The organism is Rhodophyticola sp. CCM32 (genome assembly GCF_004751985.1).
Lineage (GTDB): Bacteria > Pseudomonadota > Alphaproteobacteria > Rhodobacterales > Rhodobacteraceae > Rhodophyticola.
In genome coordinates this window covers 1,291,712-1,312,203 of record NZ_CP038492.1, presented here as the reverse complement: position 1 = coordinate 1,312,203, position 20,492 = coordinate 1,291,712, and the positions used below count along the sequence as shown (strand labels likewise).

Sequence of the window (20,492 nt, the reverse complement as noted above, 5' to 3'; positions counted from 1 at the left end):
TTCCATCCAAAAGGGAGACTTGTCAATGACTGCCCAACACACCCGTTTTGAAGGACTGACCGATATCCTGCGTGAAGGGCTCGGCACCCGGCTTGCTCCGGAGGCGGAGGATTTCATCGACATGTTCGCCGAGGACTGTGTGTTTGAAGCGCCCTATGCGCCGCCAGGATTCATCGCCCGCATCGACGGGCGCGATGCCTTGGCGCGGTATCTTATGGCTTTGCCCGACCTGATCCGCATCGACGATTTCTTTGATCTGCGGGTCAGTGAAATGGCGGACCCCAACAAGGTCGTGCTGGAGTTTCGCGGCAGCGGTGAAGGGCGGACCGGTGCGCCCTACGATCAGAAGTGGATATCAGTCATCAAAACACGCGACGGCAGGATTATCTACTACGCCGATTACTGGGATCCACGGATTACACTCGCCGCGACGGGCGACGCGGTTCCCGAGCCTGAAGGGGAGGGTTTTACCCGTGCGTGATATAATCCTTGTCACTGGCGGGACCGGCACGACCGGGGGTCGTGTTTCCGCCCAGCTTTCGGAGCGTGGCCTTCGGTATCGTGTCGCAACACGCACTCCGAGTGCCGCAGACCAGATCCGCTTCGACTGGACAGTCGAGACGACGTGGCCCGCAGCGCTGGAAGACATCAAAAGCATCTACCTCGTCGCGCCCAGCGGTGTGGCAGAACCTTTGCCTGTGATGACCCCGTTCATGGAGCTCGCGATCCGCAGTGGCGTCAAACGCTTTGTCCTGCTCAGCGCATCCTCACTGGAGGCGGGAGGCCCAATGATGGGTGCAGTGCATGCCTGGCTGCGCGACCACGCGCCTGAATGGGTCGTTCTGCGTCCAACATGGTTCATGCAGAATTTCTCCGATGGTCAGCACCTTGCGACCATCCGCGATGAGGGCGCGATCTATACCGCAACAGATGAAGGCCGAATTGGGTTTATCGATGCGGAAGATATTGCCGCCGTCGCAGTCGAAGCACTGACCAAGCCAGAATGTGTCTCAGGCGACATCATCCTGACTGGACCTGCTGCACTCAGTTACGATGCTGTCGCGCAAACGCTCAGCGATGCGCTGAAGCACCCGGTCAAGCACCATCACCTGAGCGTCGATGAACTTGCCGCGCGACATATGGACCAGTCCGGCCTGCCGGAGCCCTATGCCCGGACACTTGCACAGATAGATGCGGCCATCGCGGCAGGTTCAGAAGACCGCGTCACTGACGCCGTGCCGCGCATGGCCGGACGACCAGCGCACGCGCTGGAGGAGTTCATCGCCGCCAATTCGGGTGTTTGGAGTAAGAGGTGACGTACGGCATCGCCCATAGCGAGAACCAAACGACTCAATGCTTTTCATGAACGCACGCGACTATGTTTCTCAACATCAGATTGACAAATGACCATACGAAACGTATACGTTCCGTATATTTTGAACTCAGGGAGACAATGATGGGCATCGTGAAAATCAACGACGATCTGCATGAAGAGGTCCGTCGAGCCAGCGCCGTGTTGTGCAGATCCATCAACGCCCAGGCAGAGTTCTGGATCAAGATCGGCATGTTGGCCGAGGCAAACCCGACCCTGTCCTTCAACGACATCGTCAAGATGCAATTGGAAGCAGCGCAGGTGCGTGTCGCCGAGGTAGCGGCAGCGTAAAATGGTAAAGACCCCCGATGAACTGGATCTGATGCGCGTATCCGGCAGATTGCTGGCGTCGGTGTTCGAGATGCTGGACAGACAAAATCTGGAAGGCATGTCGACCTTGCAGGTCAACGATCTGGTCGACCGTTTTATCACCGTCGACCTCGACGCCCGCCCGGCCAGCAAGGGCCAGTATGATTTCGAATATGTCCTGAACTGTTCGATCAACCACGTTGTTTGCCACGGCGTACCAAACCCCAACGAGATCATCCGTGACGGCGATATCGTCAATTTCGATATCACGCTCGAAAAGAACGGCTACATAGCGGATTCAAGCAAGACCTATCTGGTCGGCAATGCCCCACCTGCTGCCAAACGGCTGGTACGGATCGCCCAAGAGGCGATGTGGCAAGGCATAAGGCAGGTGCGGCCCGGAGCACACTTGGGAGACATCGGCTTCGCGATCGAGAGATACGCCAAAAAGAACGGTTGCTCGGTTGTGCGGGAATATTGCGGACACGGCATCGGTCGCGAAATGCACGAGGAACCACAGGTGCTGAACTTCGGACGACCGGGAACGGGCTTGAAGCTGCGGGAAGGCATGGTCTTCACCGTCGAGCCGATGATCAACAAGGGAAGCCGCAAAGTCGCGACAGAGAGCGATGGTTGGACAGTCGTAACTAAAGACAGAAAGCTCTCCGCCCAGTTTGAGCATACGGTCGCGGTTACGAAAAATGGCGTTGAGGTTTTGACCCTGCGAGGAGACGAAGTACCGATACCCTAAGATATCGGAAAGCTGCTTTTCGAAAGTAAGGCTTTGATATCGCTTAGCTCGGCGCGTCAGGGGCAAATGCTTTTTGTCTTGAATCACCAACTCGGTGCCTCGCTGACCAAGGAACTTCGCCGACTTCAAAAGCGGAGCGCACCAATGTATGCGACTACAGACCGGGTCTTCGCATAGGCTCCTTGGACTTCGCCAAAGAGCGACCGGTCGTCACATCGCTTTCCACTTTAGGATGGCGCGCCGCGCCGCTCTGCAGTTGGTTACGTTTTGCCATTACTCTGGCAAGGCTGAGCAAACGGCGAAGTGCGGGATTGTCGTTCTTTGACGACCAGATTGCGCAGAACGGAAGTTCCTCACCGACCAATAAGCGATAAATCGTGCCCGGAAAAGTTGTGCCTGTTGTTGCTTCACTGGTGAGTGTCAGGCCCCTCCCAAAGGAGACGAGCTGCATGAGGTTGTCTCTCCCTACAGCACAATTTTCGATGCTGGGATTGTGGCCAAGCTGTGCAAGATGCTTGACCAAGTAACTGTGAATTTCAGGCCCTGGATCGGAATTGCTTACAATGAAATGTCTGTTGCGCAGATCGGCCCAGACCAGTTCGCCCTTGTTGGCCAACACATCGTCAGTCGGAAGAACAACGAAGACGCGCTCTGTCCAAAGGTGTTGGCCCTCGCAGCCAATTGGTGTGGTAGCCCCCGTTAGAAATGCGATGTCCATCTTGTACTGGCGGATCGCGGAAAGATGGTCGCTTGGCGCACCCTCGACAAAATCGAGGCGAACGTCGGAATGTCTGCGCTCATAGGTGCGCAGCAAATCGGAAATGAATCCAGAAGACAGCGATGAGAAAATTCCAACGCGGACGAGCCCCGCACTTCCGGACCCGCAAGCATCAGCCAAGCTGGCAGCACACCCTATCTGGCCCATTGCAGGTCGCGCGTGTTCGATGAAATTCTGCCCGGCATAGGTTAGCTCCACGCCTCCGGAATGCCGGTTAAAGAGCGATACACCAAGCTGGTCTTCCAAGTCTCGAATTCGCCGACTGATAGCGGACTGATGAACCCCGATGACATTCGCTGCGCGCCGAAAGCTGTGATGCTCGGCGGCCGCTATAGCGTATCGAAGATGCTTCAGTTCTATCGCCATCCTTCTTTTCCATCTAACGCGTGCCATCATCAGGACAGTGCATGCTATTTCGTTGGGTAATGCGAGATTCCAGCAACTGCTCGGGCAGGCGCCCAACACGAATGCCCATGACCGTGTCGGGGCTATTGATCGAAATCATTGCGCCTGGACATGCCTGGCACTATCCGACCCAAAGGCGGTGTTCTGCTTTCAAACAGCAGGGGAAAGCAGATCTTCCAGCCCGATCCGCCGGAACATCTCTGCCCGGACCCGATCCGCGACACCGCTGACAACCTCGGACCCATCGTGTGACGGATCGACATGAACCCGGAACGGTCGCTTGCCGAACGGCGCGTTCACAATGTCGACGATGCCCTGCGCCACGGCGGACGGGTCTGCGTCGGCGGGCTCAAGCGACCGCAGCCCGTCGAGCGCCAGCGAAGGAACGTCACCATAGGGGCCGGTCAGATAGGCGTCGGCAACCGGCTGGTCGTCGGGCTGCCCGGCATGGGCGAAGTGATTGGTGCCGGCGGTGAAGGCGCCCGGCACCATGATCGAGGTTTCGATCCCCCAGCGGGCCAGTTCGGAGGCGTAGGACACCGCGAGAGAGTCCATACCCGCCTTGGCCGCAAAGTAGGGTGACAGAAACGGCGGCGTGCCACCGCGCGCACTGCTGGATGATACCCAGACGATAAGGCCTTGGCCCTGTGCCCGCATCCTAGGCAGCGCCGACCGCATCACGCGTTGGGTCGATAGCACATTGATGTCGTAAAGCTGCGCCATCTGTTCTGGCGTGAACGCCTCCGCCGGGCCGAACGACATATGGCCCGCGTTGTGAACGATCACGTCAAGGCGGCCCGCCTCATCAAAGATCTGATCGATCCCAGCGGCGACGGAGGCGTCGTCCACCACATCAATCTCGACCACGCGTAAATCGACGTCGTTCTTGCTGGCGTAGTTCTTGGCGGCGCTGGCCTTCTCTGCGTTATGGCCGCCCGTGCCGCGCATGGACGCGTAAACAGTGTGCCCCGCATCGGCCAGAGCGTAGGCTGTCATTTCGCCAAAACCGCTTGATGCGCCGGTGACGACGATAATCTGTTTTTCTGATCCTTTTGTCATTTGATAACTCCATGATTTCGAATGGGGTTGGCCCGTTCAGACCAACCCGCCGTTTGCACGTAATGTCTGCCCGTTGACCCAAGCGCCGTCCTGCCCGGCCAGAAACGAAACGACATTGGCAATGTCGCGGGGTTCGCCGAGCCGTTCGAGCGGGACCATCTTTGCGAAACGCTCAATCAGCTCTGGCGGCTTGCCGTCCAGAAACAGATCGGTCGCCGTTGGCCCGGGCGCCACGGCGTTGACCGTGATGTTGCGCCCGCGCAGCTCCTTGGAAAGGATGCCGGTCAGCGTCTCGATAGCCGCCTTGGTCGCAGTGTAGACGCCGTAAGTCTCCAGCTTTGTGCCGACTACACTGGTCGAGAAGTTGATGATTGTTCCGTCATTCCGCAGCCGGGCCGCTGCCTCGCGCAGCGTGTTGAAAGTGCCCTTGAGATTGACGGCAATATGCGCGTCAAACAGGGCATCGTCGCTGTCGACGATCTTGGCCAGTTTCATAATACCTGCGTTGTTCACAAGGACATCAACCCCTCCGAACGCGGTTTCCGCGGCATCGAACATCCGTCGTACTGCGTCAGCGTCGGACACATCCGTTTGAGCGGTGATCGCCTTGCCGCCTGCGGACTCGATCTTCTGCACTACTTCTGCCGCAGCAGTTTCGTTGCCGGCGTAGTTGACGATGACGTTTAAGCCATCAGAGGCCAGGCGTTCCGCAACGGCAGCCCCAATTCCGCGGGACGCGCCGGTGACAATCGCTGTCTTGGATTTTGCATCGGTCATGGTGTTTCCTTTCCATTTGCCAGCCCCATGCTGGCGATGACCTGCATTTACGCCTTTGATTGAGCGGGATAATGGGGTAAGTTTTGACATCACTATTCGGTAAATACGAACAATGAGGACGCGATGGATCGGTTTGATGCGATGCAGCTCTTTGTGCGGATCGTTGAACGGCGCAGCTTTACGGAGGCCGCGCATGACACCGGAGTGCCGCGATCCACGGCGACGGAAGTGATCAAGCAGATGGAAGGCAGGCTAGGTGTGCAACTGCTGCATCGCACGACGCGCGTTGTGCGTCCGACTCTGGACGGTCAGGCCTATTATCAGCGATGTCTTTCGATCCTGGGTGATGTCGAGGATGCGGACAGTGCCTTTGCAAATGCACCACCAAAGGGTCTGCTGCGGATTGAGGTTCAAGGCACAGTGGCCAGACATTTCATTCTGCCGGTCCTGCCAGAATTCCTCGCAGCTTACCCTGAGATCGAGCTTGCCATCAGCGAACGGGATCGGTGGGTGGATCTGGTTGAAGAAGGTGTCGATTGCGCGCTGCGCTGGGGCGAACTTCCTGACAGTGACCTGATCGTAAGGCCGCTCGGCCGCGTTAAGCGGATCACCTGTGCAGCACCCGAGTATCTTAGAACATTTGGCACACCGACCGCTCTGACTGATTTGGAGACCCACAAAATGGCCGGGATATGGCCGATGTCGACTGGTGCAGTCTTACCGCTTGATTTTTTTGTAGATGGCAAAATCCAGAGTCTGACACCATCGACACAGGTTTCGGTTAACGGCCCGGAGAGTTACCGTCTATCCACATTGCTTGGTCTAGGTCTGGCACAAATGCCGTTGTTCCATATCGACGAAGATCTCAGGCATGGAAGGCTCGTTCAGGTTCTGCCCGACTTTCCCATTCCAACTGTGCCGATCTCCCTTCTATATCCGCGAAGTCGCCAGCTTTCGTCGCGGGTCCGGGTCTTTATCGACTGGGCCGTGAGGTCGTTCCAAGACAGCAAGTTTATGTGAGCTTGCGGGGGGGGCATTTAAAGCACTGTAATAAAAGCGAAAATGGCGCACCCGAGAGGATTCGAACCTCTGGCCTCCGCCTTCGGAGGGCGGCGCTCTATCCAGCTGAGCTACGGGTGCTGATATCGGGAGCTATAGCGGGATGTTGGCGGGGCTGCAATCGGGAACCTTGCATATCGGGCGTTGCAGGATGCCGCTTGTCCGGGGCTGTCTGAAACTGGCCCCTGCCCTTGTGGCCCACGCTCAGGCGAACAGCTCATGGGCCAGTTCCAGCGCGTCGACCAATGCGTCGACCTCGGCCTCGGTGTTGTACATTCCGAAACTGGCCCGGCAGGTGGCGGTGACGCCCAGATGGTCCATCAGCGGTTGGGCGCAGTGATGGCCGGCGCGCACGGCAACGCCTTTCTTGTCGAGAATGGTGGAAATGTCATGGGCATGGGCCGTCCCGTGCAGTGTGAACGAGAAGATCGCGCCTTTCGTGGCGGAATTTCCCTGCACATTCAGCCAGTTCAGACCGTCCAGCCGGGTGCGCGCATAGTTCGTGAGGGCGCGTTCATGGGCGGCAATCGCCGTCATCCCCACACCCATCATATAGTCCAGGGCCACGCCAAACCCGATCTGCTGCACGATACCCGGCGTGCCGGCCTCGAATTTCATCGGCGGATCGGCCCAGATGATCTTGTCTTTCTGCACCTCGCGGATCATATCGCCGCCGCCCATGAACGGCCGCATTTCGGCCATCCGCTCCTTGCGGATATGAATCGCGCCCGAACCGGACGGGCCATAAAGCTTGTGGCCGGTGATGGCATAGAAATCGGCGCCGATCTCCTCCACATTCACCGGCATATGCACCGCCGCCTGGCTGCCATCCAGCAACACCGGCACATTGCGGGCATGGGCCCCGGCGACCACGGTTTTGACATCCACCACCGTACCCAGAACATTCGACATATGGGTCAGGGCGATCAGTCTGGTGCGCGGTGTGATGGCGGCCAGAACCGCCTCGGGGTCCAGATCGCCATTGGCATCCACATCGACCCAGATCAGCTTCACCCCCTGGCGGTCGCGCAGGAAATGCCAGGGCACGATATTGGCGTGATGTTCCGCCACGCTGAGGATGATTTCATCCCCCGCCTGCATCCGCGGCATGGCCCAGCCATAGGCAACCAGATTGATCCCTTCGGTTGTACCGGAGGTAAAGACGATCTCCGCCTCATCCGTCGCCCCCAGAAAGCGCGCGATGGTGCCGCGCACGGCCTCGTATTTTTCGGTCGCCAGATTGCTCAGATAATGCAGCCCGCGATGCACATTGGCATATTCCATCCCATAGGCCCGGGTGATCGCATCAATCACCACCTGCGGTTTCTGGGCCGAGGCGCCATTATCCAGATAGACCAGCGGTTTGCCATGCACCTGCCGCCCGAGGATCGGAAAATCGGTACGGATGTCCTGCACATCATACATCTAAAGGCCCCCTTGCGGTATCGGCACACCCAGAATTTCAAAGATCACACCAGCCAGAAACGCGATGCCGATGATCGACAGGATCACCATGACAAAAACCTGCCCAAGCGATTGGAACCCGTGCAGCACCGCAATAAAATGGATCAGCAGCCAGAACAGCAGCGCAAGTTCGGCCAGCACCAGGATCGGTTCCAGCCAGGGCAGTACAAGCAGGGCCAGAATCCGCAGCAGCAGCACGCAGGTCAGGATGGATTGCAGCCAGATCACCAGCAGCATGGTTTCCTCGAACCGGCCGGTGCCACCAAAGGCCCGCCCGATGCGATAGATCGCATGCATCGCGACAAACAGGATCACCCCCAGGGTCAGGCCCAGAAAGACCGGTGAAAACGCCATCACCGCGTCATCGCCCCGGATGCGCAACAAACCGAGGATGGCGCCAAAAAACGTGCTGAGCACGACCACCAGGGCAAACATCAGCCACAGCGCCTGACGTGAGGGTGCAAAGCTCAACATCGTCGCGGCCCCTTCGCGCGGGTTTGCAACCGTGTGGCGCGCCAACCGCAACAGCGCGCCCAATGTGGCGGTATCGGTCATCTCAACCCTGTCTTGCAATTCTGTTTTTCCGGGGCCTGTTCGGCCTCAATCAGCGTCATGCCCCAGATCACCAGAAAGGCCAAGAGCAGGGCAAACCCAACCACGGTTTGCGCAGGCCCCGGCCCGATCATCCCCATGACCAGACCGTGAAACAGAAACCCCGGGCTGGTCGCCAGAAGCGACCAGAACAGCGCCAGCCGCGCGGAATAATTGCTGCCCTGCCCGCCCAGAATACGGGCCAGCAGATGGCTGAGCGTGCCAAGCCCGTAAATCGCCAGCGGCGCCACGAAAAGCCAGCCGAACAACGCGCCCGCGATCAGCGCCTCAAGCGGCACATCGGTGGATAAAACCGCCTCTCGCTGCAGGCGGGGCCATTGCGCCACGAAGATCAGCAGACAGGCCAGCATCAGATAGACCAGCGCGCGGTCCTCGCGGCGGCCCGTATCCAGCAGGCGGCGCAGCACCCGGCGCGGGCGCCGCCAGCTTTGGACAATATCGGTTGTGACCGTCATGGGTTAACCCCGCCGCCGCTCCAGCCACTGATGCAGGCGCAACAGGATATCCTCGCGCAGGCGATCATCCTCGATCTCTTCGATCGCCTCGGCCAGGAAGGCCAGAACCAGCAAATCCGTTGCCGCATCTTCGGGCACCCCGCGTGAGCGGAGATAGAACAGCCCTTCCTCGTCAATTGCGCCGGTGGTGGACCCGTGGGAACAGATCACGTCATCGGCGTAAATCTCCAGTTCTGGTTTGGCCTGAAAACTGCTGTCCTCATCCAGCAGCAGGGCCTGGCTCAACTGATAGCCATCAGTTTTCTGCGCGCCCTGTTTGACCAGAATCTTGCCCTGAAACACCCCTTCGGCGCCATTGCGCAGCACTTTCTTGAACACCTGACGGCTTTCGCAACGTTCCGCATCATGGGTGATGAACACCGTATCATCATGATGGAAGGCACCGTTTGCACCATCCCCAAGTGCAGCGCCGGCCACATGGGCCACCGCATCATCGCCGGTAATCTCGATAATGTTCTCGTTGCGCGTCAGCACGCCATTGGCGGTCAGGGTGAAGGATTTGAAGGTCGACCGCGCGCCAAGGCGGGAAAACATATGTGTCATCGCCCGGCGTTCATGATCCCGCCCCTGGGCCCGGACATGATGGAAGCTGCCGCCATCGGCAATCTCGACCTCCATGCATTTGTTGAAACGCGCAGCGGCGGGGCCATTTTCCAGAACCGTCACCTCGGCCCCCTCTTCAACCCTGATCAGATTGTGCAGGATCGCATCCGAGGTTTCAGCTTCATGCAGATAGGTCAGGCTGATCGGTTTCGTGACCTTGGCCGTGGCGCGGATCACCACGCCGGCGGTGGCATAGGCCGTGTTCATCGCCGCAAGCGGGCGCAGAACCGGAGTCTGGCCCCGCTCTTCCAGCACGCCATACAGGCCTTTCGCCCAGTGGATGTCTTTTGTCAGAGCCTCGGGCAAAAGCTCGATCTCAACCCCTTCCAGCGTCAGATCATCGCTGGCATCGGCATCAAAGACACCATCCACAAACACCAGTTTCAGCCGGTCGATCCCGTCATAAAGCGGAACCTCGTCACCGGCATCAAAGATCGCCGCCTGTCCGGCATCTGCTGCCGTCAGCGTCGCGGGATCGGTGAATTTCCAGTATTCGTCGCGCCGTGTGGGCAGGCCGGCCAGACGCAGCCGCGCCTCGGCCGCCGCGCGGGCCTCATTGGCCCAGACCGCACCGTCAGGTCTTTTCAGATCAGCCAGCCGGGTCTCTGTGAGGTCTTTTTTGGCTTGGGCCATCCCCATTACGCCACCTCCGCCAGAATATCGGCATATCCGTTCTGTTCCACCTCCAGGGCCAGTTCCGGGCCGCCGGTTCTCACGATCTGGCCATCGGCCATGATATGCACGAAATCGGGTTTGATATGGTCCAGCAGGCGTTGATAATGGGTGATTACCAGAAAACCACGGCCCGCATCGCGGAGCGCATTCACCCCTTCGGCAACCAGTTTCATCGCATCCACATCAAGCCCTGAATCGGTTTCATCCAGAATGCACATTTTCGGTTCCAGCATCGCCATTTGCAGGATTTCGTTGCGCTTTTTCTCCCCGCCGGAAAAGCCCACATTCACCGGGCGTTTCAGCATGTCGGCGTCGATTTTCAGCGCCTTGGCTTTCGCACGGATCACTTTCAGGAATTCGGCGGCGCTCATCTCTTCCTCGCCGCGCGCCTTGCGCTGTGCATTCACTGCCGTGCGCAGGAAGGTCATGTTGCCGACACCGGGGATCTCGACCGGGTATTGAAACGCCAGAAACAGGCCGGCAGCGGCGCGTTCCTCGGGGTCCATATCCAGAATATCCGCGCCTTCCAGCATGGCCGACCCTTCGGTCACCTCATAGCCATCGCGACCGGACAACACATAGCTGAGCGTCGATTTACCCGACCCGTTGGGTCCCATGATCGCATGCACCTTCCCGGTCTCAACCGTCAGGTCCACACCCTTCAGGATCACCTTGTCCTCTTCCTCAAGGGATACATGCAGGTTCTTGATCTCTAACATCTTTTCTCTCTTCTCATCTGTCATGGCGACCCGGTCGCATCCGGGCCTGCGTGTTTTTAAAATTCCCGGCAGGACAATGGCGCCTGCCCGTGGCAATCAAAAGCGGTGTGACGGTTACAGCTCTTCTCCGTCCCAGTAATCGGTGCTGTCCTCGACCCGGCCGATAAAACGCAGATGGGCCGACATGAAATCCGCCCCGGCGCGACAGCCAGGGCGGCGAATTTTCCGCTGTCAGGATATTCCACCACATCGGGGTCGTTGCGGGTGGAAATGCCCAGATAGCGCAGCACCCCATCCCCGGTATTGATCAGCTGATGCGCCCGGTCTGGCCCGCCTTTCGGGGCACCGCAGATATCCCCGGCCTTCACCGCATATTCCGCATCGCCAAAGCGATAGGTCCCCTGCCCTTCCAGGATCACGAACATCTCGTCATTGGCCAGATGATTGTGAAACGGAAACGCCCGTTTGCCGGGCTGGACGATGGTCATCATCGCCCCGATCGCGGTCAGGCCAAGGGGGCCGTTCACATCAACAAGCTTGGCCCCGAACTTCTCGGAGGGCTGGCCCGGCTGCATCGGAAATCCATTGGCCTCGTCGGGGGTGAGAACGGGGGATGTCGCGGTCATTGCGTCTCTTCCTTGCGTAACTGATGGACGGGGAATTCGGCGATATATTCTGCGGCCAGATCACCCGGCACCTGCCCCCGTGACGACAGGATATCAAGGCACAGAAGCGTCATGTCGGGGCTGTCAAAAACCGTATCGGCGGCCAGCGCCAGATAGATCAGCTGATCATCGGTCAGGGTTTCTGCCCAATCCGTATCGCGGATATACACCGCATCGCCATCCAGCAACTGGCTGGTCAGACGGGGTCGCAGAACCTTGTCTTCATGATCATGGGGCATCATCACCGATTTGGTGAACATGAACTTGTGCAGTTTGAATCCCTGACGGCGCAATTCCTGATCCAGATCGCCGAAGAGCGGTTCATTTTCGTAAATCCGATGAAACCGAACCTCGGTCACGACCGCGACGGTCTGGCTCAACTTGCCGATCCCGCCGCGCAGCACCTCCAACTCGCCGCCTTGCAGATCCATCTTCAGCAGATCAATCGCAGGCAGATCGGCCAGCATATCCAGCGTCACCGGGTTCAGGGGGACTTCCCGGGTTTTCGCCGGTCTGATCCATTTCTCTTTGCCAATGGATTTCAGGGCAACCCGGTCCATTGGATAAAGCGATGAAAAACCGGACCAGGGATGCAGATAAAGCGTCCGGTCACCGGGCAGGCCCACGGCTTCTTTGAAATAGGTCTCCTGCGCCGATTTCGCTTTTTGCAACTCTTCAAACGCCTCCGGGTTCGGCTCAAACCCAAAGACATGGCAAAGCCCGTCATCCAAGAGCGGTTTATAAGGCGGGTCGCTGAGCGGGTTGGCGCCCACATCACAGACCCGCATCGGTCGTGATGGGGCCAGCGCCGCACGCAAGACCGCGCGCCGTTTTGCCGGATGGGCCTTGCCGGGGGTCGCGGGAGCGTTCATTTCGGTTTCCGCTTCGATTTCAGCCTCGGCTTGGGTTTTGGCTTCATCAGCAGGTTCTGATTCACCTTCGAAGAGGAAAATTCCGTCACCTTCTCATAGCCCCACTCGTCCATCAGCGCGTCAAACACCTCCCGGTTGCGATGATCCACCTCGATGAAAATCTTCGGACGACAGCGCGCGATTGTCTCCCGCAGGCCCTGCAAAGCGCCGATTTCCATGCCTTCCACATCCATCTTGATCATGTCGATCCGGGTTTTGCCCACCAGATCATCGCCACGTCGTACCGAAATCGCCCCGGCCTCACCGGTTTGCCGTTTCAGTCTGGCCCAGCCCAGATTGCCACGCGGATTGTCAATATGAAGCCCGTCTTCTGAGTCCGCATCCAGACCGTATCCAAGCGCTGTCAGGTCGACCCTATCCATCAAACCGTTCAATATCAGGTTCGAGGTCAAAAGCGGGATCGCCTCCGGGTTCGGCTCCACCGGGATGACTTTGGCCGCGCCGCCAAACATCAGCATATACATTGTGTGATTGCCCACATTGGCGCCCACATCCAGATAGGTGCCGTTCTTGCGCATATGGCCCGCAATCTCGGCCAGTTGTTCGGATTCGTAAAATCGCCCGCGCATGTGGTTTTTATGAATGCGGTCGTCGGGATTGTTGAAGGTGAAAAACACCGGCCTGTCATAGCGATGGCTTAATACCACCCGGGTGCCGCGCGGGGTCATGAACCGCGCCAAGCGGCCAAGCGCTTTGGCCACAACCGGGTGCAGCTTGTCGTTTTGCAGATGGCGATCAATCAGCCCGCTGGTGTCCGAGAATGGCGCCTCGGGAACCGTGCTGGCCTTCACTGCAGCCTTGGTCACCCGACTGATCCTTCCAGCGAGATCGCCACAAGCTGTTGCGCTTCCATGGCAAATTCCATCGGCAGGGCCTGCAACACTTCCTTGCAGAACCCGTTGACCACAAGCGCCACGGCCTCTTCCTCGTCCATGCCGCGCTGGCGGCAATAAAACAGTTGATCATCATCCACCTTGGACGTCGTCGCCTCATGCTCCACCCGGGCGGAATTGTTCTTCACCTCGATATAAGGCACCGTATGTGCGCCGCATTGATCGCCGATCAGCAGACTGTCGCACTGGGTATAGTTCCGCGCGTCCCTGGCTTTCGGATGCATCGAAACCAGCCCGCGATAGGTGTTCTGTGCCTTGCCCGCACTGATCCCCTTGGAGACGATCCGCGATTTGGTGTCCTTGCCCAGATGGATCATCTTGGTGCCGGTATCGGCCTGCTGCATGTTGTTGGCAATCGCGATGGAGTAGAACTCACCCTGGCTGCCCGCCCCCCGCAGAATGCAGGACGGGTATTTCCAGGTCACGGCCGAGCCGGTCTCCACCTGGGTCCACATCACTTTTGACCGGTCGCCCCGGCAATCGGCGCGTTTGGTGACAAAGTTATAGATGCCGCCCTTGCCGTTCTCATCGCCCGGATACCAGTTCTGCACCGTGGAATACTTGATCTCCGCATCTTCCAGCGCGACCAGTTCCACCACCGCGGCATGCAGTTGATGGGTGTCGCGCTGCGGCGCGGTGCAGCCCTCAAGATAGCTGACATAACTGCCCTTGTCGGCGATGATCAGCGTCCGCTCGAACTGGCCGGTATTCTCGGCATTGATCCGGAAATAGGTGCTCAACTCCATCGGGCAGCGCACGCCCGGCGGGACATAGACAAAAGAGCCGTCGGAAAAGACCGCGCTGTTCAGTGTGGCAAAGAAATTATCGGTGATCGGCACGACCGAGCCCAGATATTTCTTCACCAGATCAGGATGTTCCCGGATCGCCTCGGAGATCGAGCAGAAAATCACCCCCGCTTCCTGCAATTCCTTCTGGAAAGTTGTGCCGACCGAGACACTATCAAACACCGCATCAACGGCCACCTTGCGCCCTTCCGCCGGGGCCGCATCGGCGCCTTCGACACCGGCCAGTATTCTCTGCTCTTTCAGCGGAATGCCCAGCTTGTCATAGGTGGCCAGCAGTTTCGGGTCGACCTCATCCAGCGATTTCGGCTTTTCTTCCATGCTCTTGGGCCGGGCATAGTAATACTGATCCTGATAGTCGATCGGCTGATAATGCACCATCGCCCAATTCGGTTCTTCCATCTGCTTCCAGCGCTTGAAAGCCTGCAAACGCCAGTCGGTCATCCAGTCGGGTTCATCATTCTTGCCCGAGATCAGACGCACGATATCCTCGCTCACGCCTTTCGGCGCGTAGTCCATCTCGATCTCGGTTTCCCAGCCGTATTTATAGGCGCCGCCCATCGCCTGCACGGTTTCCACCGTCTCGCGATCCACGCCATCGCGAATATCCGTGTCAAGTGCTGTCATGGGTCATTCCGCCTTGTTCCTGAGGACACGCAAGCGCCCCCTGTTTCATCCTTCATCGCATCCGCGCCCCGCTCATGCGGTCCGCGCCCGAAACCGGGCATATGCGCCTGACCAGGCCTCGCAAAACCGCATGACCTCGTCTTCTGTCGTCCCGGGCCCAAGCGACACGCGGATCGCACTGCTTGCCGCCGCCTCATCAAAGCCCATCGCACGCAACACCGTGCTGGATTTCACCTTGCCGCTGGAACAGGCCGATCCCGCCGATATGGCGAACCCGGCCAGGTCCATCTGCATCACCTGTGTCTCGCCCTTCCAGCCCGGCGTCACGATGCAGGACGTGTTCGGCAGGCGCGTGACCTCTTTCCCGATAAAAATAGTCTCTTTCGTCGCGAGGTCCAGAGATGTTTCTAGAATATTTCTAAGTTTGGCAACCCTGTCCCAGATGCCGCCATCCATATCTTGTGTGACAGCATCCGCCGCACCCCCAAATCCGGCAATGCCAATCACATTCTCCGTGCCCGACCGCCGTCCCATCTCCTGCCCGCCGCCCTTGATCTGCGCCGCGATATCCAACCCCCGCCGCATCACCAAAGCGCCAATGCCCTTCGGCCCGCCAATCTTATGGGCCGAGATCAACGCCATCTGCACGCCGGACCAGTCAAACGCCACCGGCAGCTTGCCGAATGCCTGGGTCATGTCGCACACCGCCAGCCCCTCGGGCAGGTCCTGCACGATCCCGGTCTCGGAATTGGCATATTGCAACACGCTTTGTTCCGGCACCCTGATCTGCACATGGCCCTGCGCATCCACCGGCAGATCCCCGGAAATCCAGGCGCGCACCGCATCATGTTCAATCGCCGCGCCATGGAGGCCCCGACCGGCCAGGGCCAAAGCCGCCGCCTCGGTCGCGCTGGACACAAAGACAATATCGGCGGCCTCCGCCCCCACGGCCCTTGCCACCTGCGCCCGCGCCTTTTCAACCAGGGCCTTGGCCGCCCGGCCTTCCGCATGCACCGAAGACGGGTTGCCCACCAGATCCATCGCCGCGATCATCGCGTCCCGGGCCTCTGCCCGCAAAGGCATCGTCGCGTTATGGTCCAGATACACCCGGCTCATGGCTTCTCTATCTCAAAAATACTTCCGCCGGAGGCTTGCCGACCTTCCTCCTGCCCCGCCGGCCAATCCGGCAGGCTCGGGGCGCCACATGAACCGGCAAACCCCAATGCCGCGCATCGCGGCACAATCTGGTCAGGGGCGCCGCTCACGCCTCATCCACAACTTCAAACAGATTGGGCACCGCCGGGCAGGGTGTCAGCTCATTGCTCACCACATCCGACAGGCGGGTCTGATGCAGATAGACATAGACATGGGCGCTCAGACTCTCCCAAAGCCGGTTGGTCATGCTTTGCGCCCGGCTGCCGGAACTGCCGCCGGATGCCCCCGCACCGGTATGCAGCGCGCTGACCGTTTCATCCACCGCCGCGAAAATCTCCACCACGCGAATCTCTGTCGGGGCCTTCGCCAGCCGATATCCACCACCCGGCCCGCGCACAGACTCGACAAGACCCGCCCGGCGCAGCTTCACAAACAACTGTTCCAGATAGGGCAAAGAGATGTCCTGCCGCTTCGCGATCTCGGACAGCGAGGTCAGCGTTCCTGCCTTTTCGAGGGCCAGATCCGCCAGCGCAACCATCGCGTAACGGCCTTTGGTGCTCAGTTTCATGGTTATCGCCCCCGACATTTGCGCAAACCGCGCCAAAAGATTGACCTTTGCAACCGGGCAGATTAACTCCGGTCCACTTATTTTCTCCGGCACGCGCGGAGTTTAGAATTGTTCTAGGTAGCGCCCGGCCCCCGTGTCAAGCCGCAGCCCACCAGACCATATGAAGGAGGCAGGATGCCCGAGGTCATTTTCCCCGGCCCAGAAGGTCGGCTTGAGGGGCGCTATCACCCGCAAAAAGCCAAGGATGCCCCGATCGCGATCATCCTGCACCCGCATCCGCAATTCGGCGGCACCATGAACAACCGGGTGGTCTATAATCTGCACTACGCATTCCATAATATGGGCTTTACGGTTCTGCGCTTCAACTTCCGCGGTGTGGGCCGCTCCCAGGGGGAGTATGATCAGGGGATCGGAGAGCTTTCCGATGCCGCATCCGCACTGGATTATCTGCAATCCATGAACCCCAATTCCAAGCATTGCTGGGTTGCAGGTTTTTCCTTCGGGGCCTGGATCGGCATGCAATTGCTGATGCGCCGCCCGGAAATCACCGGCTTCATCTCGGTGTCCCCCCCGGCCAATATGTATGATTTCAGCTTCCTCGCGCCCTGCCCGGCCTCGGGCCTGATCATCAATGGCGCGTCGGATCGGGTGGCCAAACCCCAGGATACGCGCATTCTGGTCGACAAGCTGCACGAACAAAAAGGCATCACCATCACCCATGAGGAATCCGAAGGCGCCGGCCATTTCTTCGAAGACCCGTATATGGACCCGATGATTGACAGCGTGCAGACCTATGTCCGCCGCCGCCTGACGGAAACCACGCGCTAGGGGCCCCGCGCGATGAGCATTGTTGAAGAGCTTGCGGATAAACTCGCCAAAGACGCGATCGAGGCCGCCGACACGCTGGATGATGATCAGCTTGTCAACCGCATCGCCGAGGTGATCGGCGCCTCCTCCCCCTCGACCGAGGAGGCGTATCGCACCGCCGTGCGTGTGCGCATGGCAGAGGCCCGCGCGCGCCGTTATCTTGAGGAACAACTGTCGAAAGGCAAAGCCGCGCCGGACAGGACCGGATAACCCGGTCCTGATCCCAGCTCCCGTCCATTGCTGAAACCGGGCGCGCCGCGACACCACGCCACCGGTATACAGCGGTATACTCACTTCCCTGATCCGGCCCAATCCGCTAGACCTCGCGCAACAGACACCGCAATCGAAAACAGAGGGATGCCAGATGTCGAAAATCAAGGTTTCAAACCCCATCGTCGAAATGGATGGCGACGAGATGACCCGGATCATCTGGGATTTCATCAAGAAAAAACTGATCCTGCCCTATCTGGACCTGGATCTGCTTTATTACGACCTTGGCATCGAAGAACGCGACCGGACCGAAGACCAGATCACCATCGACGCCGCCGAGAAGACCAAAGAGATTGGCGTTGCGGTGAAATGCGCGACCATCACACCCGATGAAGCCCGGGTTGAGGAATTCGGCCTGAAAAGCATGTGGCGCAGCCCCAATGGCACGATCCGCAACATTCTGGGCGGTGTCGTGTTCCGCGCGCCGATCATCTGTCAGAATGTGCCCCGTCTGGTGCCGGGCTGGACCCAGCCCATCGTCATCGGCCGCCACGCCTTTGGCGACCAGTACCGCGCCACGGATATGAAATTTCCCGGGCCGGGCACGCTGACCATGAAATTCGTGGGTGAGGATGGCACCGTGGATGAACGGGAAGTCTTCAAGGCCCCCGCCTCCGGCGTCTATATGGGCATGTATAACCTGGACCAGTCGATCATCGACTTCGCCCGCGCCTCGATGAATTACGGCCTGTCGCTTGGCTGGCCGGTCTATCTGTCGACCAAGAACACCATTCTGAAACAGTATGATGGCCAGTTCATGATCCTGTTCCAGAAAGTCTATGAGGAAGAGTTTGCCGACAAGTTCAAGGCTGCGGGCATCACCTATGAACACCGGCTGATCGACGACATGGTCGCCTCGGCGATGAAATGGTCCGGTGGCTTTGTCTGGGCCTGCAAGAACTATGATGGCGATGTGCAATCCGACACCGTGGCCCAGGGTTTCGGCTCGCTTGGTCTGATGACCTCGCAACTGATGACCCCCGATGGCAAGATTGTGGAGGCCGAGGCCGCCCATGGCACCGTTACCCGCCATTACCGCCAGCATCAGGCGGGCAAGGAAACCTCGACCAACTCGATCGCCTCGATCTTCGCCTGGACCGGGGGTCTGAAACACCGCGCCAAACTGGATGACAACGCGGCCCTGATGAATTTCGCCGAGACACTGGAAAAAGTCATCGTCGACACGGTCGAATCCGGCTTCATGACCAAAGATCTGGCGCTGCTGGTCGGCCCGGATCAGAAATGGCTGACCACGATGGGCTTCCTTGAAAAGATCGACGAGAACCTGAACAAGGCGCTGGCGGGCTGACCCCCGGCCACCGGACAGATCAAAGGCCGCTCCGTTATCCCGGGACGCGGCCTTTTTGCATCTGTCAGAGGCGTTATCGCGTCTTACTGCCCGCGATTATGGGTCTTGGCATAAAGCTCGCCCGTGATCCGGCTGGCTGTTTTCTCAAACAGGCAGGGGATCACCGCATGCACCGCCGCCGCACAGCTTGCCAGAAACAACCGGCCCGCGAATTTTCCGGCAAAGGCCGCGTGTTCCAGATAGGTCTCATCCACCTCTTGCGGGTGGGTCAGAAAGATGCGGGTGATCATCATGACGTCCTTTTCCTGTCGCGAGGCAGATTATGCCCCGCACAGGATGGGAAGAGATCCCATATCAACACAAAATACCCCGTGATATTGGGATAATTTCACGATAATATCGGGTTTATGGAGAAGATTGATGACATGGATCGCAGAATCCTGAGCGTTCTGCAACGTGAGACGGATATCCCGCTGGATGATCTGGGCGCCCGCGTGGGCCTGTCACGCAATGCCTGCTGGCGCCGGGTGCGCGCCCTGGAAAAAAACGGCATCATCACCGGGCGCGTGGCCCTGCTTGACCCGGCCAAACTGGGGCTGGGGCTGATGGTCTTCATCCAGGTCCATGCCGCCCAGCATGATGCCGCCTGGCTGGCAAAATTCGCCCGGGCCGTGCGTGACATGCCTGAAATCCTCGGGGTCTACCGGATGACCGGCGATCTGGATTATCTGATCCGTGCCCGGGTCTCAGATGTGGCCGATTACGACCGGCTGTATCAACGCCTGATCCAGAAGGTCGATCTCAGCGATGTCTCCGCCAGTTTCGTGATGGAAGAGCTGAAAGACACGCTTGCCCTGCCGCTCTGACCGGCACGGGCCATGCCCTTTCTCTGCTTGCCAAATATCCCCGTCGGAGACATCTCGCGCGGGCGATGGTCCCGACGGGGCCTTGAGCCCGCGCGACCCTGCCGCGACGCCGGCAGGCGGTGCAATCCCCGCCTCAGACGAAAATCTCAGTCCAGCGCCTCGATCAGCACCAGATCGCGTTCGGATGCGCCTTTGGCAAAACCCAACGCCTCCTGATAGCGCTCGGAATGGTAACACGCCTCGGCGGCCTCCAGGCTGGGAAACCGCGCCACCACATTGCGCGGATGCGCCCGGCCCTCTTTCTGCACCGCCCGGCCGCCCCGGGCCAGAAACGTGCCGCCATGGGCCGCAATCGCCTCGGTCGCGATGGCGGCATATGTCATATAGGCCGCCTCATCGGTGACCGTGACATGGGCAATCCAGAATGCTTCCGGCATGA

General features: G+C 59.1%; 25 protein-coding genes and 1 tRNA gene. 9 read left to right on the top strand and 17 right to left on the bottom strand.

Going from position 1 to position 20,492, the window contains the following annotated elements:
- Positions 1-25: 25 nt before the first annotated feature.
- The 4 genes from E2K80_RS06440 to map all read left to right on the top strand — a co-directional run bounded on the left by E2K80_RS06440 (position 26) and on the right by map (position 2,432).
- Entirely contained in the window at positions 26-481 is a 456-nt protein-coding gene (locus tag E2K80_RS06440) for a nuclear transport factor 2 family protein (RefSeq protein ID WP_135373828.1), read from the top strand.
- On the top strand, positions 474-1,316 hold the full coding sequence (locus E2K80_RS06435; RefSeq protein ID WP_135373826.1) for an NAD(P)H-binding protein: 843 nt from the start codon (positions 474-476) through the stop codon (positions 1,314-1,316). The genes E2K80_RS06440 and E2K80_RS06435 overlap by 8 nt, the downstream gene beginning before the upstream one ends.
- Before the next feature lie 140 nt (positions 1,317-1,456).
- Positions 1,457-1,663, top strand: coding sequence for a ParD-like family protein (locus E2K80_RS06430; RefSeq protein WP_135373824.1), 207 nt, complete (start codon positions 1,457-1,459; stop codon positions 1,661-1,663).
- 1 nt (position 1,664) lies between these two features.
- A complete protein-coding gene (gene map, locus E2K80_RS06425; protein ID WP_135373822.1) occupies positions 1,665-2,432 on the top strand; it encodes a type I methionyl aminopeptidase in 768 nt (255 codons plus the stop codon).
- Between the two features lie 154 nt (positions 2,433-2,586).
- Here the strand turns inward: map and E2K80_RS06420 are convergent, their stop codons facing one another.
- The 3 genes from E2K80_RS06420 to E2K80_RS06410 form a co-directional block, all read right to left on the bottom strand.
- On the bottom strand, positions 2,587-3,576 hold the full coding sequence (locus E2K80_RS06420; protein ID WP_238475671.1) for a LysR family transcriptional regulator: 990 nt from the start codon (positions 3,574-3,576) through the stop codon (positions 2,587-2,589).
- Positions 3,577-3,765: 189 nt separating this feature from the next.
- Positions 3,766-4,674 carry an SDR family oxidoreductase gene (locus E2K80_RS06415; RefSeq protein WP_135373820.1) on the bottom strand — a complete coding sequence of 303 codons (909 nt, stop codon included), beginning with the start codon at positions 4,672-4,674 and terminating at the stop codon, positions 3,766-3,768.
- A gap of 36 nt (positions 4,675-4,710) precedes the next feature.
- Complete coding sequence (locus tag E2K80_RS06410) at positions 4,711-5,451, bottom strand: SDR family oxidoreductase (protein WP_135373818.1); 741 nt, start codon at positions 5,449-5,451, stop codon at positions 4,711-4,713.
- Positions 5,452-5,574: 123 nt separating this feature from the next.
- On the opposite strand from E2K80_RS06410, the gene E2K80_RS06405 reads away from it, so the two are divergent.
- Positions 5,575-6,471 (top strand): LysR family transcriptional regulator, encoded by an 897-nt coding sequence (locus E2K80_RS06405; protein ID WP_135373816.1) that lies wholly within the window; start codon positions 5,575-5,577, stop codon positions 6,469-6,471.
- A gap of 43 nt (positions 6,472-6,514) precedes the next feature.
- On the opposite strand, the gene E2K80_RS06400 is transcribed toward E2K80_RS06405, so the two are convergent.
- The 12 genes from E2K80_RS06400 to E2K80_RS06345 form a co-directional block, all read right to left on the bottom strand.
- Positions 6,515-6,591: transfer RNA gene (locus E2K80_RS06400), tRNA-Arg, on the bottom strand.
- A gap of 123 nt (positions 6,592-6,714) precedes the next feature.
- Entirely contained in the window at positions 6,715-7,935 is a 1,221-nt protein-coding gene (locus tag E2K80_RS06395) for a cysteine desulfurase (protein ID WP_135373814.1), read from the bottom strand.
- Positions 7,936-8,529 (bottom strand): YIP1 family protein, encoded by a 594-nt coding sequence (locus E2K80_RS06390; RefSeq protein ID WP_135373812.1) that lies wholly within the window; start codon positions 8,527-8,529, stop codon positions 7,936-7,938. It abuts the gene before it with no gap.
- A complete protein-coding gene (locus E2K80_RS06385; protein ID WP_135373810.1) occupies positions 8,526-9,041 on the bottom strand; it encodes a YIP1 family protein in 516 nt (171 codons plus the stop codon). The genes E2K80_RS06390 and E2K80_RS06385 overlap by 4 nt, the downstream gene beginning before the upstream one ends.
- A gap of 3 nt (positions 9,042-9,044) precedes the next feature.
- Positions 9,045-10,343, bottom strand: coding sequence for a Fe-S cluster assembly protein SufD (gene sufD / locus E2K80_RS06380; protein ID WP_135373808.1), 1,299 nt, complete (start codon positions 10,341-10,343; stop codon positions 9,045-9,047).
- Positions 10,343-11,098, bottom strand: a complete 756-nt coding sequence (gene sufC, locus E2K80_RS06375; protein WP_135376499.1) for a Fe-S cluster assembly ATPase SufC — start codon at positions 11,096-11,098, stop codon at positions 10,343-10,345. The genes sufD and sufC overlap by 1 nt, the downstream gene beginning before the upstream one ends.
- Positions 11,099-11,154: 56 nt before the next feature.
- Complete coding sequence (locus tag E2K80_RS06370) at positions 11,155-11,724, bottom strand: cupin domain-containing protein (RefSeq protein WP_210405433.1); 570 nt, start codon at positions 11,722-11,724, stop codon at positions 11,155-11,157.
- Entirely contained in the window at positions 11,721-12,635 is a 915-nt protein-coding gene (locus tag E2K80_RS06365; protein ID WP_135373806.1) for an FkbM family methyltransferase, read from the bottom strand. The genes E2K80_RS06370 and E2K80_RS06365 overlap by 4 nt, the downstream gene beginning before the upstream one ends.
- Positions 12,632-13,501 carry an FkbM family methyltransferase gene (locus E2K80_RS06360; RefSeq protein ID WP_135373804.1) on the bottom strand — a complete coding sequence of 290 codons (870 nt, stop codon included), beginning with the start codon at positions 13,499-13,501 and terminating at the stop codon, positions 12,632-12,634. The genes E2K80_RS06365 and E2K80_RS06360 overlap by 4 nt, the downstream gene beginning before the upstream one ends.
- Positions 13,498-15,018: a Fe-S cluster assembly protein SufB gene (gene sufB, locus E2K80_RS06355; RefSeq protein WP_135373802.1), complete on the bottom strand. Its 1,521-nt coding sequence runs from the start codon at positions 15,016-15,018 to the stop codon at positions 13,498-13,500. Before sufB ends, E2K80_RS06360 begins: the two co-directional genes overlap by 4 nt.
- 72 nt (positions 15,019-15,090) lie before the next feature.
- Entirely contained in the window at positions 15,091-16,134 is a 1,044-nt protein-coding gene (locus E2K80_RS06350) for a cysteine desulfurase family protein (RefSeq protein WP_135373800.1), read from the bottom strand.
- A 145-nt stretch (positions 16,135-16,279) separates the two neighbouring features.
- Entirely contained in the window at positions 16,280-16,741 is a 462-nt protein-coding gene (locus tag E2K80_RS06345; RefSeq protein ID WP_135373798.1) for an Rrf2 family transcriptional regulator, read from the bottom strand.
- 174 nt (positions 16,742-16,915) lie between these two features.
- Here E2K80_RS06345 and E2K80_RS06340 point away from each other — a divergent pair, with 174 nt between their 5' ends.
- The 3 genes from E2K80_RS06340 to E2K80_RS06330 all read left to right on the top strand — a co-directional run bounded on the left by E2K80_RS06340 (position 16,916) and on the right by E2K80_RS06330 (position 19,187).
- On the top strand, positions 16,916-17,569 hold the full coding sequence (locus E2K80_RS06340) for an alpha/beta hydrolase (RefSeq protein WP_135373796.1): 654 nt from the start codon (positions 16,916-16,918) through the stop codon (positions 17,567-17,569).
- A gap of 12 nt (positions 17,570-17,581) precedes the next feature.
- Positions 17,582-17,818 carry a hypothetical protein gene (locus E2K80_RS06335; protein WP_135373794.1) on the top strand — a complete coding sequence of 79 codons (237 nt, stop codon included), beginning with the start codon at positions 17,582-17,584 and terminating at the stop codon, positions 17,816-17,818.
- A gap of 154 nt (positions 17,819-17,972) precedes the next feature.
- Positions 17,973-19,187, top strand: coding sequence for an NADP-dependent isocitrate dehydrogenase (locus E2K80_RS06330; RefSeq protein ID WP_135373792.1), 1,215 nt, complete (start codon positions 17,973-17,975; stop codon positions 19,185-19,187).
- Between the two features lie 83 nt (positions 19,188-19,270).
- Here E2K80_RS06330 and E2K80_RS06325 read toward each other — a convergent pair whose 3' ends face one another.
- A complete protein-coding gene (locus tag E2K80_RS06325; protein WP_338014584.1) occupies positions 19,271-19,480 on the bottom strand; it encodes a DUF6356 family protein in 210 nt (69 codons plus the stop codon).
- 132 nt (positions 19,481-19,612) lie between these two features.
- Between E2K80_RS06325 and E2K80_RS06320 the strand changes: the two genes are divergently transcribed.
- On the top strand, positions 19,613-20,053 hold the full coding sequence (locus E2K80_RS06320) for an Lrp/AsnC family transcriptional regulator (RefSeq protein ID WP_238475670.1): 441 nt from the start codon (positions 19,613-19,615) through the stop codon (positions 20,051-20,053).
- Between the two features lie 146 nt (positions 20,054-20,199).
- On the opposite strand, the gene E2K80_RS06315 is transcribed toward E2K80_RS06320, so the two are convergent.
- Positions 20,200-20,490 (bottom strand): DUF1330 domain-containing protein, encoded by a 291-nt coding sequence (locus tag E2K80_RS06315; RefSeq protein ID WP_135373789.1) that lies wholly within the window; start codon positions 20,488-20,490, stop codon positions 20,200-20,202.
- Positions 20,491-20,492: the final 2 nt, after the last annotated feature.

Coding starts and splice junctions, on each gene's coding strand:
- E2K80_RS06315 (WP_135373789.1), bottom strand. CDS start 20,490: ATGCCGGAAGCATTCTGGATTGCCCATGTCACGGTCACCGATGAGGCG.
- E2K80_RS06395 (WP_135373814.1), bottom strand. CDS start 7,935: ATGTATGATGTGCAGGACATCCGTACCGATTTTCCGATCCTCGGGCGG.
- E2K80_RS06390 (WP_135373812.1), bottom strand. CDS start 8,529: ATGACCGATACCGCCACATTGGGCGCGCTGTTGCGGTTGGCGCGCCAC.
- E2K80_RS06410 (WP_135373818.1), bottom strand. CDS start 5,451: ATGACCGATGCAAAATCCAAGACAGCGATTGTCACCGGCGCGTCCCGC.
- E2K80_RS06370 (WP_210405433.1), bottom strand. CDS start 11,724: ATGACCGCGACATCCCCCGTTCTCACCCCCGACGAGGCCAATGGATTT.
- E2K80_RS06320 (WP_238475670.1), top strand. CDS start 19,613: ATGGATCGCAGAATCCTGAGCGTTCTGCAACGTGAGACGGATATCCCG.
- E2K80_RS06430 (WP_135373824.1), top strand. CDS start 1,457: ATGGGCATCGTGAAAATCAACGACGATCTGCATGAAGAGGTCCGTCGA.
- E2K80_RS06335 (WP_135373794.1), top strand. CDS start 17,582: ATGAGCATTGTTGAAGAGCTTGCGGATAAACTCGCCAAAGACGCGATC.
- E2K80_RS06350 (WP_135373800.1), bottom strand. CDS start 16,134: ATGAGCCGGGTGTATCTGGACCATAACGCGACGATGCCTTTGCGGGCA.
- E2K80_RS06325 (WP_338014584.1), bottom strand. CDS start 19,480: ATGATGATCACCCGCATCTTTCTGACCCACCCGCAAGAGGTGGATGAG.
- E2K80_RS06365 (WP_135373806.1), bottom strand. CDS start 12,635: ATGAACGCTCCCGCGACCCCCGGCAAGGCCCATCCGGCAAAACGGCGC.
- E2K80_RS06405 (WP_135373816.1), top strand. CDS start 5,575: ATGGATCGGTTTGATGCGATGCAGCTCTTTGTGCGGATCGTTGAACGG.
- sufD (WP_135373808.1), bottom strand. CDS start 10,343: ATGGGGATGGCCCAAGCCAAAAAAGACCTCACAGAGACCCGGCTGGCT.
- E2K80_RS06415 (WP_135373820.1), bottom strand. CDS start 4,674: ATGACAAAAGGATCAGAAAAACAGATTATCGTCGTCACCGGCGCATCA.
- E2K80_RS06340 (WP_135373796.1), top strand. CDS start 16,916: ATGCCCGAGGTCATTTTCCCCGGCCCAGAAGGTCGGCTTGAGGGGCGC.
- E2K80_RS06330 (WP_135373792.1), top strand. CDS start 17,973: ATGTCGAAAATCAAGGTTTCAAACCCCATCGTCGAAATGGATGGCGAC.
- E2K80_RS06440 (WP_135373828.1), top strand. CDS start 26: ATGACTGCCCAACACACCCGTTTTGAAGGACTGACCGATATCCTGCGT.
- sufB (WP_135373802.1), bottom strand. CDS start 15,018: ATGACAGCACTTGACACGGATATTCGCGATGGCGTGGATCGCGAGACG.
- map (WP_135373822.1), top strand. CDS start 1,665: ATGGTAAAGACCCCCGATGAACTGGATCTGATGCGCGTATCCGGCAGA.
- E2K80_RS06420 (WP_238475671.1), bottom strand. CDS start 3,576: ATGGCGATAGAACTGAAGCATCTTCGATACGCTATAGCGGCCGCCGAG.
- E2K80_RS06345 (WP_135373798.1), bottom strand. CDS start 16,741: ATGAAACTGAGCACCAAAGGCCGTTACGCGATGGTTGCGCTGGCGGAT.
- sufC (WP_135376499.1), bottom strand. CDS start 11,098: ATGTTAGAGATCAAGAACCTGCATGTATCCCTTGAGGAAGAGGACAAG.
- E2K80_RS06385 (WP_135373810.1), bottom strand. CDS start 9,041: ATGACGGTCACAACCGATATTGTCCAAAGCTGGCGGCGCCCGCGCCGG.